This is a genomic window from Paenibacillus sp. FSL M7-0134, from assembly GCF_038007865.1.
Taxonomy (GTDB): Bacteria; Bacillota; Bacilli; order Paenibacillales; family Paenibacillaceae; genus Paenibacillus; species Paenibacillus polymyxa_B.
The window spans coordinates 372,525-386,532 of the sequence record NZ_JBBOXV010000002.1; the positions used below are offsets into that span (position 1 = coordinate 372,525).

At 44.4% G+C, this 14,008-nt stretch carries 11 protein-coding genes; 9 read left to right on the forward strand and 2 right to left on the reverse strand.

The annotated features are described in order from the left end of the window. Nucleotides 1–4 precede the first annotated feature (4 nt). A complete protein-coding gene (locus tag NSQ58_RS17405; protein WP_316243292.1) occupies nucleotides 5–1,342 on the forward strand; it encodes an amino acid permease in 1,338 nt (445 codons plus the stop codon). 21 nt (nucleotides 1,343–1,363) lie between these two features. Here the strand turns inward: NSQ58_RS17405 and NSQ58_RS17410 are convergent, their stop codons facing one another. Then, nucleotides 1,364–1,996 (reverse strand): LysE family transporter, encoded by a 633-nt coding sequence (locus NSQ58_RS17410; protein ID WP_316244520.1) that lies wholly within the window; start codon nucleotides 1,994–1,996, stop codon nucleotides 1,364–1,366. A 317-nt stretch (nucleotides 1,997–2,313) separates the two neighbouring features. On the opposite strand from NSQ58_RS17410, the gene NSQ58_RS17415 reads away from it, so the two are divergent. The 6 genes from NSQ58_RS17415 to NSQ58_RS17440 all read left to right on the forward strand — a co-directional run bounded on the left by NSQ58_RS17415 (nucleotide 2,314) and on the right by NSQ58_RS17440 (nucleotide 9,868). After that, a complete protein-coding gene (locus tag NSQ58_RS17415) occupies nucleotides 2,314–3,282 on the forward strand; it encodes an SIS domain-containing protein (protein WP_053324625.1) in 969 nt (322 codons plus the stop codon). A 28-nt stretch (nucleotides 3,283–3,310) separates the two neighbouring features. Then, complete coding sequence (locus tag NSQ58_RS17420; RefSeq protein ID WP_069080921.1) at nucleotides 3,311–4,123, forward strand: PfkB family carbohydrate kinase; 813 nt, start codon at nucleotides 3,311–3,313, stop codon at nucleotides 4,121–4,123. A gap of 96 nt (nucleotides 4,124–4,219) precedes the next feature. Continuing rightward, entirely contained in the window at nucleotides 4,220–4,933 is a 714-nt protein-coding gene (locus NSQ58_RS17425; protein ID WP_023986973.1) for a GntR family transcriptional regulator, read from the forward strand. A 135-nt stretch (nucleotides 4,934–5,068) separates the two neighbouring features. Next, nucleotides 5,069–6,652: an amidohydrolase gene (locus tag NSQ58_RS17430; RefSeq protein WP_053324626.1), complete on the forward strand. Its 1,584-nt coding sequence runs from the start codon at nucleotides 5,069–5,071 to the stop codon at nucleotides 6,650–6,652. A 2-nt stretch (nucleotides 6,653–6,654) separates the two neighbouring features. Next, nucleotides 6,655–8,085 (forward strand): YfcC family protein, encoded by a 1,431-nt coding sequence (locus tag NSQ58_RS17435; RefSeq protein WP_023986975.1) that lies wholly within the window; start codon nucleotides 6,655–6,657, stop codon nucleotides 8,083–8,085. A 112-nt stretch (nucleotides 8,086–8,197) separates the two neighbouring features. Further along, the gene (locus NSQ58_RS17440; protein WP_028541023.1) at nucleotides 8,198–9,868 is read left to right on the forward strand and encodes a ribonuclease J; all 1,671 of its coding nucleotides are present in this window, start codon (nucleotides 8,198–8,200) and stop codon (nucleotides 9,866–9,868) included. 212 nt (nucleotides 9,869–10,080) lie between these two features. Here the strand turns inward: NSQ58_RS17440 and NSQ58_RS17445 are convergent, their stop codons facing one another. Continuing rightward, nucleotides 10,081–11,340: a BaiN/RdsA family NAD(P)/FAD-dependent oxidoreductase gene (locus NSQ58_RS17445; protein ID WP_069080782.1), complete on the reverse strand. Its 1,260-nt coding sequence runs from the start codon at nucleotides 11,338–11,340 to the stop codon at nucleotides 10,081–10,083. A gap of 290 nt (nucleotides 11,341–11,630) precedes the next feature. On the opposite strand from NSQ58_RS17445, the gene NSQ58_RS17450 reads away from it, so the two are divergent. After that, the gene (locus NSQ58_RS17450; RefSeq protein ID WP_076295363.1) at nucleotides 11,631–13,370 is read left to right on the forward strand and encodes a two-component system sensor histidine kinase NtrB; all 1,740 of its coding nucleotides are present in this window, start codon (nucleotides 11,631–11,633) and stop codon (nucleotides 13,368–13,370) included. A 141-nt stretch (nucleotides 13,371–13,511) separates the two neighbouring features. Beyond that, entirely contained in the window at nucleotides 13,512–13,946 is a 435-nt protein-coding gene (locus NSQ58_RS17455; RefSeq protein ID WP_023986978.1) for a BrxA/BrxB family bacilliredoxin, read from the forward strand. Nucleotides 13,947–14,008 lie beyond the last annotated feature (62 nt).

Consider the following 14,008-nt stretch of genomic DNA (forward strand, 5'->3'; position numbering starts at 1 on the left):
TTTAATGGACAAACCGTCTGATATGCAAAAAGAACAAAAACTAAAATGGTGGCAACTTAGCTTGTTAGGAGTTGCAGGTACTATCGGTACAGGATATTTTCTGGGGTCCGGCTTAGCGATTTCTATTGGCGGTCCAGCCGTACTGATTGCATACTTTTTGGCAGCGGTTGGAACATATGTAGTGTTTGATGCTCTTTCGCGAATGACGGCAGATCATCCTGAACAGGGTTCCTTCCGTTCCTATGCCCAAAAAGCATTTGGAAGTTGGGCAGGATTCGGCAGTGGCTGGGTATATTGGTTTTCGGAACTCCTTATTAATGGGAGCCAGTTAACTGCGTTGTCTATATTCTCACGTTTTTGGTTTCCTCAGGTACCGATGTGGATCTTTGCGGCAGGCTTCGGGATTTTAGGGCTTGTGATTGTTTTTTTTGGCAATAAGGGTTTTGATCGAGTTGAAAATGTATTGGCCATCATTAAGATGGCAGCTATTGTTATGTTTCTGGTCTTGGCCGTTGCTCTTTTGGCAGGCTGGATCGGAGGAGGAAAATATAATCCAAAGTTCCCCATCAGTTACAAAGAGTTTTTCCCTACCGGCGGTATAGGATTGTGGTCATCTTTTATTTTTGCCTTTTATGCATACGGAGGTATTGAAGTGCTCGGAATTATGTCAAATCGGCTTCAAAAACCGGAGGATGCACCTAAAGCAGGAAAAGTAATGCTGGTTACACTGGTTGCAGTGTATGTGCTTTCGATTGGTCTGGCTGTGTCTATGGTGCCATTAAGTGCCTTTAACCCGAAAGAAAGTCCTTTTGTGCTTGCGCTCAGCAGCGATCATCTGGTTTTTATGCCTCATTTATTTAATGGAGTGCTTATTATTGCAGGGTTCTCAACAATGACAGCATCTCTATATGCAGAGACATCTATGATGATTACACTCGCACAGGAAGGAGATGCACCCACATTATTTTCACGGAAGTGGAAGGGTAAATATCCTCTATATGCACTTAGTTTGATCTCCGTTGGATTAATCTCAGCCATCGTAATGTCGTTGCTACTACCGGGAAAAGTATATGAATATATCACTACTGCAGCGGGTTTAATGCTGTTGTATAATTGGTGCTTTATTTTGCTGTCTTCAGGTAAGCTACTGGAATCGAGTAGATCAAACCATATTAAACGTTGGATTGGATTATTGTTGATAGCTATGGCTGTGGTCGGATCATTTTTTCATAAGCTTAGCCGCCCGGGAGTTTACATCAGCTTATTGCTTGTCTTGTTAATTGCAATATGTGACCTTATCGTACAATGGATTCGCCGAAAACATACGAAGGTATCTCGGTAATTTTGCCAAGAAGCCAAAGAGTTAGTGTAAAAAAAGTAATTGAAATGCTTGTACACCAAAATAAAAGCCAAAACCGATAAGAGATAATCCAGACATCCAAGAGATGGTTTTAAGCAATCCGGTTTTTAGAAACCTACGGAAAATACTTGAAGCGGCTGCCATAGTCACATCCCAGAGTAGCACACCTAATACAATCGCTCCGCTAAAGATCATTAGCTGTTGTACTGGATATGTATTAGCGACGTTTGCGAGTATGGACCCGTAAATCCCAAGCCAGAACAGGATGGAGAGGGGATTGAATAATGACATCAGGAAACCCGCTAGAAATGAGTTGGTTAGGGTATTACCATTTCCCCTTAATTCAGATTCTGAAATCACGCCAGCATTTTTAATACTTTCAAGACCTGTATACACAAGCACGAAAAAACCAAACATCCATAAAAAAGCTTTGACAAACGGGGCATTAAGAAGGTGGATCATTCCCAAATAGACAAGCAACATATAGATTATATCTGCGGTTATTGCACCAAGCCCAATAAACCAGGCGTGCCAAAACCCATTCTTAATACCTCGATCCAACTGTGCGGCATTAATCGGTCCAATGGGAGCGGAAAGTGACAAACCAAGAAAAATATAACTGATAAACGTATTAATGTCCTTTTTCCTCCTTGAGTATTATTGGATGTTATGTATTTGTCTATATTAGTTTATTCGGACAAACCCATCTGTAAGACCATTATTTTGTACGTATATTGCAGGAGTAGCCTCGATATTGCCAACCACTATCAATGAATTAAAACTAAAAAAGGAGCTCTAATCCCTTACATAAAAGGATTAGAGCTTTTTTAATGACAGGTTATAAAAAAAGTCTATTTGATCGAATAATTGGGCTTGACACTTTTATTGAAAGCGCTTATATTTATCTCGTAAACAATACGTTATATAACGTTATATAAAAGGGAGAGATAACAATGAATGTACATCAGACGGTTCAAACGATTTATGAACAAGCGAGTGGGAAGATTTCAGAGGTTTATTTAGTAGCCTGCGGGGGCTCATTAGTCGATATGTATCCCTCAAAATATTTTCTGGATAGTGAAGCAAAGAAGCTGGTAGCAGGCATGTATACGGCGAATGAGTTTGTGCACGCGCTGCCAAAACGTTTAGGTAAAAACGCAGTAGTCATCGTTTGCTCCCATGGTGGAAACACGCCGGAATCGGTTGCGGCTGCTAAATCAGCCAAAGAGAAAGGCGCTTACACCATCGGCTTAACCCACAATAGTGAAGCGACACTGCTCAATTATTCCGATTATTCATTCCTCTACGAATGGGGAGATGAGAGCGATGTTAAAAATAATCCTATGGCCATTATTTTAGAGCTTACTGTTGAGCTGCTTCAGATCGCTGAAGGCTATGTGCATTATCAAGCTTTCCAGAACGGCTTGGGAGCAATCAATGGAATTATTAACCGGGCAAAAATACAAGTTGAACCCCGTGCCAGTGTATTTGCTGACAAATATCGCAATGAAGACCTTTTCTATATCCTGACCAGCGGAGCTTCTTATGGACATGCCTACGGATTTGCTATCTGTTCTCTGATGGAAATGCAATGGCTCCATGCGGCTTCAATCCATTCCGGTGAATTTTTCCACGGTCCGTTTGAAGTAACGGATAAAGAAACTCCATTTATTCTGATGATCAACGAAGGACGCACACGGGCACTGGATGAGCGGGCACGGACTTTCCTAAGTCAATATGCCGAGAAAGTGGAAGTGATCGATGCGAAGGAGCTTGGAATCGGAACCATTGCCGACGAGGTCGTCGAGTTTTTTAACCCGGTTTTATTTTACAGCATTGTATGTGTTTATCGTGAAGCACTCGCAAATGTACGCAATCACCCACTGGAAACTCGCCGTTATATGGGCAAAGTAGCTTACTAAGCGCTCTTACCAACAGGAGGAAACCATCATGAAAGTTCTAGGCATTGGCGATAATGTGGTAGATAAATATGTTCATCTGCGCATGATGTATCCTGGCGGCAATGCGCTTAATTTCAGTGTATTTGCCAAAAAAGCGGGAGTAGATGCAGCCTTTATAGGAGTATTCGGAGATGATAACGAAGCGCAGCATGTAGAACACATTCTCCGTGAGCTGGAAATTGACATTTCACGGTGCAGATATCACAGCGGTGAGAACGGCTGCGCACGTGTAACCCTGGAAGACGGAGACAGAGTATTTCTGGGCAGCAATGAGGGAGGAGTTACACGTCTCCATCCGCTGGAGCTGAGTGAAGAAGACAAGGCCTATGTTGGCGGGTTCGACCTTATACACACCGGCTTGTACAGTCATACAGGGCACTTGCTGCCTGAATTGGAGACGCTGGGAATCCCTCTTTCTTTTGACTTTTCGGATGATTTCGTAGATGCACAGGTGGAGAAATATATTGCGTATGCCGATTTCGCTTTCTTCTCTTGCAGCCATATGACGGATGAAGAGACACAGAACTATATCCGCTCCAATCGAAAAAAAGAGGGGCAAATCCTGGTAGCCACACGCGGCGGAGATAGATCTATTGCCTATGATGGTACTAAGTTCTATTTTCAAATGCCTGATTCCGTTGACGCTGTGGATACGATGGGGGCAGGAGACTCTTATATAACCGCCTTTTTACTGAGTTTTTTAAAAAATAGCAACATTCAGGACGCTATGGCAGAAGGCTCGAGGGTTGCCGCCCAGAGCTGTCTGGTAGAAGGTTCTTTCGGATACGGCGTCCGCTACTAATAAAATATTTTCAAATATCTTCACTTGTAAGAATATGTAACATTTGATACTCTAAGTGGGAGTAATATAACGTTATATGACAAGTGAGGGCACATTATGTTGAATTCAGACCAAGCAGAGCCATTATATATTCAATTACAAAAAGCAGTCAAAACCGCTATTCATAATGGAACATTTACGCAGGGAAGTCGTATACCTACCGAAACTGAGCTAAGCGAGACCTACAATGTAAGTCGAATTACCGTAAGAAAAGCAATTGCCGAATTGGTTCATGAAGGTTATCTGACCAAACGTCAAGGAAAAGGTACCTTTGTCAATGTACCCAAAATTGGGCGGAAGATTGAACATATTATCAGCTTTACAGCTGCCTGCAAATCCAACGGCCTCTCTTCACACAGTGTGGTCACAGAACGTGAAATCATAGAAGCAGATGAGAAAATTGCACATCAGTTGCAGCTGCCACAAGGAGAAAAAGTGTTATTTATTCAGCGCAAGAGATACGCCGGTGATCGACCGCTAATGCTGGAGAATAATTTTTATCCTTATGACCGATTTTCTTTTCTAATGGAAGAACAGTTGGAGGGCTCTGTATACGAACTGCTGCGTCATAAATACAGCATCGATCCTAACCAACCGGGAGAGACGATATTACAAATCGCTTTGGCGGATGAATACCAAGCAAAGCTGCTGGAGACGGCCATCGGACAGGCGTTGTTCTACATGCACACGATTATTTATGATCAGCATGGAAGCCCCGTTCATGTAGGTAAGCAGTACATCATTGGAGACCGTTATCAATTCTCAATATAAATCCGTTGCCTGTTAGGTAATGTTATTCAGGTACGGCGCAGCTTCTGCTTCCACTTCATAAGAGAAGCAGAAGCAATATTATAACGTTATATTACGTTATGTTATAGGACGGATAAATAATGAGGGGGTGAAATTGTGCAAGGGAAGAATGACACATTAGCGGACAAAGTTTTACTGTCAAATGCTATTTTTAATGGCTTAGAAAATGAAGCCTCGCCTGGGTTTATTGCACTGCGAGGAGAATGTATTGCAGCAGTGGGGCGTCCCGAGGAAGCACAAGCTTGGATAGGAGCGGGAACGGTTGTCTGTGATTTGGGTGATGCTTTTATCATGCCAGGAGTTCATGACAACCATGTATTTTTTACCGGATATATGTCGATGCATCGGGGCGTGGATTTGACTCATGCAGCCTCGATTGAAGAAGCAGTGGAATCAATGCTACAAGCGGCAAACAATCTTCTGCCAGGGAAAGATGTAACCGCTTACGGTTGGAGCGAGGAAGGATGGGGCAAGCTGCCTGAGCAAAGCTTGTTGGACGAGCTGTTCCCTGATCGGGCGGTAATTGCCATTAACCTAAATAAAAGCTACTGCTGGATGAACCGACTGGCTCAGGAGAAATATCAATTTTTGCCGGATCAATGCAGTGCTGAGGCACGCGCTTTGCTGCTCCAAGCTATGATGCAGGACCACAGTCTTGTCAAACAAGAGTTTATGGAGTTTTGCCGCATACTAGCTGCACGAGGAGTTACTTCCATAAAAGATATTGGCTTTGACCGGCATAGCGAGTTGCTGCCGATTCTAGAAGAATTGAAAGAAACAGGGGAACTGCCACTCCGATTTCATTTCTCGCTTGAACCCGTTGTTGAATCGCTTGATATTGCCACCGGTATGAAGTATAAAGCACTTTATAATGGAGACCTTATTCGTTTCCAAGGATACAAGCTGATGCTTGACGGTGTCGTAGCAGATCATACGGGGGACATGCTGGAACCTTACGCAGATATGCCCGGAGTAACGACTTTGAGGACGGTTGACTACAAAAAGATTGAAGCCTCTGTGCTGGAAGCAGACAGCCAAGGTATCAAATGCTGCCTAACTGCAGAAGGTGATGCTGCGATTCGCCAAGCGGTATCCATGATTGAAAAATGCCGCGAACAACAAGGTAATAACCTTATCAGACATTCGATCAGTGATCTAGAGTATCCTCATCCAGATGATCTGATCAGAATGGGCGAAAACGAAATTTTTGCCGAAGTCTACGCTCAAATCCTGCTACTGAATCCAACCTATGAAGAGGCCTATATGCCTGTTGTGGTAGGCAAAGGTAATGAAAATCGGTTTTATAATTATAAATCTATGCTGGAGGCTAATGTGCCAATAACCATTGGGACTGATCTGCCCTTATTTATCACGAGTGTTCCCGATTCACTGTACTCAGCTTCTCATCGGTTATTTCCGGACGGATCACCTGCTGGAGGCTGGTATCCCGATCGGGGGATGCCGCCATCCGAAGTTTTAAAGGCATGGACCATTAATGGAGCCAAACATTGTTATATGGAAGAGGTTACAGGCACGCTAGAGGCTGGAAAATATGCTGACATCGCCGTTTTTGATCGCGACCTCCTTAACGCATCCGCTGGTGACATCAGGGACGCCCAAGTGATATTGACCATTATGGGAGGGAAGGTTACGTATAACCATTCTTGGAATGAGGGATAAACATGAACATCAAGAATATGAAATGGAAATTATCCTTGCCCCATAGCTATACTTTAATATTTTTGATTATTATTACAGTCGCCGCATTGACATGGATTGTGCCCAGCGGACAATTTGAGCGTCATGAAGTGACAGTAAACGGCGTGACCAAAACGGCGATCGTTTCGGGAACCTATCACACTGTACCCAAAACTGGTGAGAACGGTGATTTAAGACAAGGCCTCCCTCAAATCCTAAGCGCTCCTATTGAGGGGATTATCAATGCCGCGGATGTCGTCTCTTTTGTCCTTATTGTGGGCGGCTCCTTCGGGATTATATTGCAGACGGGAGCCATCGATCGTGCCCTGACAGCTCTTGCCAGACGGCTGAAGAATAAGGGGATTCTGCTTATTCCAATTGCCATGGTTATATTCAGTCTCGGAGGCTCTACCTTTGGGATGAGCGAAGAAATTATTCCGCTTTATGCGATTTTCATTCCGTTAATGTTTGCCCTAGGCTTCGATTCTATGACTGCTATTCTCATTCTATTTCTGGGAACGCAAATTGGCTATGTTGGTTCGACTGTTAATCCATTTTCAGTATTGATTGCCCAGGGGATCGCAGGAGTGGAGGGGAATCCTCAGCTCTGGCTGAGATTTATTGAATGGCTTGTATTTACTATGATTTCTATTGCCTTTACGATGTGGTATGCGCATCGGGTTAAGAGAAATCCGGAGAAATCCATTGTTTTTCAGAGTGATATTATAAATCGTGAGCAATTTATAAAAGAAAATACAGGTGAGGACGTCGTCTTCACGTTTCGGGACAAATTAATAATAGGTGGATTTATTGTAACGCTTGGAGCAATTGTCTGGGGAATTTTGTCCAAAGGCTGGTATATGACTGAAATTGGTGCCCTTTTCTTCGCACTGGGTCTTTTTGTCGGGGTAGTTACTAAAATGAGCCAGAAGGAAATAGCTGAGAATTTTGTAAAAGGGTGTGGAGAATTCATCTACGCTGCAGTGATCATAGGTCTTGCCCGCGGAATTCTGATCATCGCCGAGCAGGGTATGATCATCGATACCGTATTGAATGCACTCGCAAGCATTCTGGAAGGATTGCCAAGTTACTTGTTCACTACCATTATGTTGGTTGCACATAATATTATTACTTTCCTAGTCCCATCTTCTTCGGGGGAAGCAGCACTAACCATGCCTGTACTTGCACCGCTTGGCGATCTTGTAGGTATCAATCGTGAAGCAGTAGTCACAGCGTACCAATTCGGTAACGGGTTAACCAATCTAATTTCACCGACAGGCGGAGTACTGCTGGCGGGATTGGCCATTGCCCGGATCAGCTTTGGACAGTGGCTGAAGGTAATCTTCAAGCTATTCCCGATCCTGTGGTTAGTTGCTGCTATTTTTGCTGCTATTTCGGCTGCGGTGGGTATCTAATAAATCAAGTGAGAGCCCCTGTCTTTTAGAGACAAGGGTTTCTTTTTGTGCATAAGTTTACGTGGAAAATGAATAATATGGATAGCATTTTCCTAAGGAGGAAATAAAATTGATGCATGCTGATAATAGATTACTCATTGCTGCTCTAGGCGGTGTTAATGAAATCGGGAAAAACATGTATTTTATCCAATACGATCAGGATATTGTCGTTATCGATTGTGGTTCCAAGTTTCCTGATGAGAACTTGCCTGGTATTGACCTCATTGTGCCGGATGTCACCTATCTGCTGGAAAATCAGGATAAAGTCAGAGCGCTCATTGTGACTCATGGGCATGAGGATCACATCGGAGGTATTCCCTATCTGCTGAAGCAGATTAATATGCCCGTTTATGGAACAAAGCTCACCATCGAATTAATTAAGATTAAGTTAAGGGAGCACAACCTTTTACGTGATGCTGAGCTTCATCTTATAGATGCGGATTCAACCGTTCAAGCGGGAACGATTCAGGCATCCTTTTTCACTACCGTCCACAGTATCCCGGATTGCCTGGGTGTCTTTTTTCAGACACCGGAAGGAAATGTGGTCCATACCGGGGATTTCAAATTCGATATGTCTCCCGTCAGTGGACCTTTCCCCGATCTTCATCGCATGGCTGAAATAGGAAAGAAGGGGGTAAAAGTGCTGCTCTCCGAAAGTACAAATGCCGAAAGGCCAGGATTTACTCCTTCAGAACGTTTGGTTGGCGGACATATTTTGGATGCTTTTGCCAGAGCCAAACAGCAAGTATTTATTTCTACGTTTGCATCCAATGTGAACCGTGTCCAACAAGTCATTGACGCGGCTGTAGAAACAGGCAGAAAACTCGTTCTACTGGGTCGCAGCATGATAAATGTGGTGTCAGTGGCTAAGGAGCTGGGTTTCTTGCACATGCCTGAGGACTTGTTGATTGAGGCGGGAGAAACAGAACGGTTTCCTGCAGAAGAAATTGCTATTTTATGTACAGGAAGTCAGGGTGAGCCAATGGCTGCACTGTCCCGTCTAGCCAATTCCCTGCATCCCAGAATCGAAATTTTGCCTGGTGATACTGTAATCATTGCTGCAGGAGCCATACCCGGGAATGAACGGAATCTTTCCCAGGTCATTGATAACCTGTACGTACTGGGCGCCAACGTTATTTATGGATCAGGCAGCACCACAGGGATGCACGTGTCCGGTCATGGCAGCCAGGAAGAATTAAAATTAATGATGACCCTGATGAAACCCGAGTTTTTAATTCCCATACACGGCGAATTCAGGATGTTGTATCAGCATCGTCAGCTAGCGGAGTCTGTGGGAATTCCGATGGAGAATGTATTTATCGTCCATAACGGTGACACTGTTCAAATCGAAGAGGGAAGGGCATCCCTAGGCCCCAAAGTAGCAGCAGGCAATAGCTTGGTAGACGGGTTGGTCACAGGGGACGTAGGTAATATTGTACTGCGAGACCGTAAAAAGCTTTCATCAGACGGAATGCTGATTATTGTGATGACGTTGAGCAAAAACGAGAAGCAAATGCTCGCAACACCAGAGGTCATATCAAGAGGGTTTGTATATGTTAAGGATTCCGAAGAGCTCATGAGCCAGATCCACGACACGATTATGTCCACAGTGAACGAGTTAACCGAAATCGAAATGAGTCAGTGGGGACTGATTAAGCAGATGTTAAAAGATGATGTTGGCCGGTTTATTTACAGTCAGACGAAGAGAAGACCCATGATTTTACCTATCATTATTGAGGTTTAAATAGCGGCAAATGTCAAAACAAGATGGAGCTTGTTCTTTACGCCATTTTAAAAAAAAGGCTTAAATCAGTAACATGACTGATTTAAGTCTTTTTGATTTCCTTCCTACTTTTCCTATAAGAATGCGGATGTAATGGCGGTTTGCAGCGCAGCGGAGGATTTGAATCTGGAGAAGCAACAGCGATCGTAAGATCAAATCCTACGCGCAGCGTCTTAATCGCTTACGGCCGCTTGGGTTCCTGCTGTATGCCCTGTCGTAAACGCCGCTGTAATATTATAACCTCCAGTGTAACCGTGAATATCGAGAATCTCACCGCAGAAGAACAATCCAGGCATCAGCTTGGACTCCATTGTTTTCGGATTAATTTCCTTCAAATTCACACCGCCCCCGGTAACAAATGCTTCCTTCAGAGAGAGCGTACCGTTCACACGGATTGGAAAGGCCTTAATGCGATGAGCAAGTTCTTGCCACTGCTGCTTAGGAATATGATCATAGGTCAAGTCCTCACGCAGTTCGGCTTGCTGGAGCAACAATGGAATTAAGCGTTCCGGTAAATAAGGCTTAAGCACGTTTTTGATCGCTTTTTTAGCATCGACCGATGCCAATTCCAGTGTCTCACGGTAGACTTCATCGGCATGTTTGTGAGGCTGCAAATCGAGAGTCAACAACACCGTGTTCACCTTATCCTTTTTTATTCCCTTGACGACAAACTGACTGCACCGCAAAGCAGTCGGGCCAGATAGACCAAAATGTGTAAAAATCATATCTCCTTCATGGACGACAACTTTCTTTTGCTTCGCATTCCATACGGTCAGACTGATGTCGCGTAAGGATAGTCCCTGAAGCTCTTTCGTCTGGATAAACGTCTCGCCTGAGGTCAACGGCACCTCTGTTGGATACAGCTCCGTAATGGTATGCCCTGCTTGTTCTGCCCATGCATAGCCGTCACCTTCCGAGCCTGTATGCGGGACGGATTTGCCACCAACGGCTACAATGACATTACGGCTATGTAGGATTTCACCGGAACGCAGTCGCACCCCAGCTGTATGACCTTCAGTGTAAATAACCTCTTGAACAGGACTGCTTGTCCGAATCTCGACTCCTTGAGAGCGTACCTTGTTGATCAAAGCATCGACAACTGTTTTGGCTTTGTCCGTCACTGGAAACATACGCCCGTTGTCTTCTTCCTTTAAGGCTATACCCAACTGTTCAAAAAAGGCGATGATATCCCGATTGCCGAAAGCCGCCAGTGCACTGTGCAGAAATCGGCCATTGCCGGGAATGTGCCGTATGAGTTCGTCCAGCTCTTTGGCATTCGTGACATTGCAACGGCCTCCACCAGAGATCCCCAGCTTACGCCCGAGTTTATTTCCCTTTTCCAGCAAAATCACCTTGGCACCTTCACCGCTGGCAGCAGCAGCAGCCATTAATCCGGCTGAGCCGCCTCCGATCACAATAACGTCGTAAGTCATTAACCTCTTCCTTTTCGTCGACAAATTTTCAAAATCATTCAGAACGGTGTAACCGATTGTTCATCATAACGTAATACCGTCACTTTAGATAGTTTTCGAGTACAGTAACGCGTATATCTTTCAATTGTAGGGATATGGATTGCGTAAAAACGCTCCTCTTATAAACATCTAGTATTTAGCAAATTTTGTCGTTCTACACCGGGATTTTAACACATATATTGTAATATATTGTAGCCTGTGCTTTAATTCAACTAACGGCGTCAAGGAAAGATGATGAGGGGGAGAAGTCCTTGTTAATTGCGTTGAAGGAAAGTGTGCTCCAAGTTCTCCTTGCCGTTATATCGGCGGGTTTTTTCTCTATATTAACGGATTATGGGGATAAGAAAAAGGTTTGGGGTGGCAAACTGCTTCCTGGACCCAATCAAGGAATACTGTACTTGTGTTGCTTGCCAGCCATATTGTTATGTACACTCTTTCAATATCAGTCTCCATATGGTCTACCTTCCAATCTCGGTATTATTCCCCTTGCAGTTGGCATCATGTACGGTAGACGTCGCACTGCCTTCGTGCTCGCCGCTTCCGCACTGATGGGAGTCCTAATTATAGCCCAGTCAACAGAAATGTCCCCGATGTACGTGGGCACGGGTTTTATCCTTTTTCCTTTTATGCTCCTGCATGTCAAGTTTTTTCAAAGAGGAACAATGTTGGACAAAAAGCTCCTGATCTCCGCATATGTTGTGGCTGATATGCTGTTTAAGGCGATATTTCCGCTACTGTGGGGCAAACAGGATATTGCGGTATACATTCCTGACTTACTTACAACGTTTTGGAATATTGGTGCAGGGGTACTGGCAAGTTTTACGGTCGTGAGCCTGATGCATAATGCCTTTGAGAAGCTGACGTTACGGCGTGATGTGACTGAGTTTACGAGCAAATATTTAATTGAAGTGGATAAGCTGCGTCAAGTTATGGATTTGATGCCGTTATCTCTTGTTACTTTGGACAGCGAAGAACGAGTTATACATATGAACAAAACGATGCTGGAACTCTATCGGGACTACGATCCCTACATTACGCTGCCTGAGGTAGTAGGTCGTCCATTCACCTCGTTATATGGTTTTAGCGCTTTGCCTGCGGTTAACGAACGAGTTGCGAAAGCGTTGGAAGGAGAGGCGGGGGCTGATTTTATAAATGTTACCCCCAAAGTATTCTTCTCAAGTTTCCTTCCTATTCGGGATAAACATGCAAACCAAACGACAGGTGTCATTATCGCCTTGCAAGATATTACAGAGCTGGAGACGCTGCGCAGTGAGCTGGGTAATTTTGAAAGGCTCAGTCTGGTTGGACAGATGGCAGCAGGCATTACTCATGAAATACGTAATCCGATGGCGGTTGTGCGTGGTTTTTTACAGCTTATGCGTGAGAAAAGCCCAGAATCCCTCAACCATTATTACCGCATTGTGATGGAGGAACTTGACCGGGCGAACGGGATTATTAACGATTTTCTTTCACTGGCCCAGAATCGAATTGTTGAGAAGGAGCAATGTCATCTGCATGATATTATTCGCGAACTGACGCCTTTATTGTGGGCAGATGCGAATCTGAGGGGACAGACGATTGAGCTAAAGTTAGAGGATCATGTGACGATGCTGCATTTGAACCCTAAGGAAATGAAGCAATTGCTGCTTAATTTATCGCGTAATGCGATGGAAGCTATGGGGGAAAAGGGAGTGCTGACCATTTCGACTCATGAGGAAGGGGATTTCGTGGAAATGGAAGTAAAGGATACAGGTCCGGGAATTCCGCAAAAGCAGCTTGAAAAGCTGTTCCAACCTTTTTACACGACCAAAACGAAAGGTACAGGTCTGGGTCTGGCCTTATGTCAAAGTATAGTGGAGCGTCATCACGGTACAATTGCCGTAGATTCGGTGGAGGGAATGGGCACGCAGTTTAAAGTTCGATTGCGCAGAACCGTTCCGACTTACCGGGATCATTCTGAGTTTCCTGTCATGAATTCGATACAGAAATAATCGTGCAAATATATAGCCGGATTTTTGCAAATTACGTGAAAAAGATTGTATAATGAAGTTTAGATGTCCATGCCTTTACTACGGCAAAGGATGAAATTAGAAACGTAGTATACATGATTTTTGGAAAAGGAGTGAAAGAATATGTCTATGTCTTTCGATCAATATATGAGAGATTCAGTTCAGCCAATGCGCGATGAACTGACGAATCTTGGGATTCAGGAACTGCGTACTTCTGAAGATGTGGAGGCCAAGCTGCCTAATGCTAAAGGTACAGTGCTGGTTGTTGTGAACTCGGTATGTGGTTGTGCCGCAGGCCAGTGCCGCCCAGGTGTGGCTGAAGCACTGAAGCATGATCTTACGCCAGATCATCTGTATTCGGTTTTTGCCGGACAGGACAAGGAAGCAACAGCAAAGGCTCGCGAATTTTTCGCACCTTATCCACCGTCTTCCCCTTCTATCGCGCTGTTGAAAGACGGCGAGCTGGTTCACTTCATCGAGCGTCATCAGGTGGAGGATCGTTCGGCAGATCAGATCGCTGCTGATTTGACCAGTGCATTTGATCGTTTTTGCCGGTAAGACTGCTCAAGCTATGCCCCGCATTTTTCGCCTGCGAAACTTGCCGGGGCTTTTGCATGTTG

Bases quoted from the DNA above. Each gene is read 5' to 3' on its own strand.
- NSQ58_RS17440 (WP_028541023.1), top strand. From the start codon at position 8,198: ATGCATGCTGATAATAGATTACTCATTGCTGCTCTAGGCGGTGTTAAT.
- NSQ58_RS17420 (WP_069080921.1), top strand. From the start codon at position 3,311: ATGAAAGTTCTAGGCATTGGCGATAATGTGGTAGATAAATATGTTCAT.
- NSQ58_RS17405 (WP_316243292.1), top strand. From the start codon at position 5: ATGGACAAACCGTCTGATATGCAAAAAGAACAAAAACTAAAATGGTGG.
- NSQ58_RS17455 (WP_023986978.1), top strand. From the start codon at position 13,512: ATGTCTATGTCTTTCGATCAATATATGAGAGATTCAGTTCAGCCAATG.
- NSQ58_RS17445 (WP_069080782.1), bottom strand. From the start codon at position 11,340: ATGACTTACGACGTTATTGTGATCGGAGGCGGCTCAGCCGGATTAATG.
- NSQ58_RS17425 (WP_023986973.1), top strand. From the start codon at position 4,220: ATGTTGAATTCAGACCAAGCAGAGCCATTATATATTCAATTACAAAAA.
- NSQ58_RS17415 (WP_053324625.1), top strand. From the start codon at position 2,314: ATGAATGTACATCAGACGGTTCAAACGATTTATGAACAAGCGAGTGGG.
- NSQ58_RS17435 (WP_023986975.1), top strand. From the start codon at position 6,655: ATGAACATCAAGAATATGAAATGGAAATTATCCTTGCCCCATAGCTAT.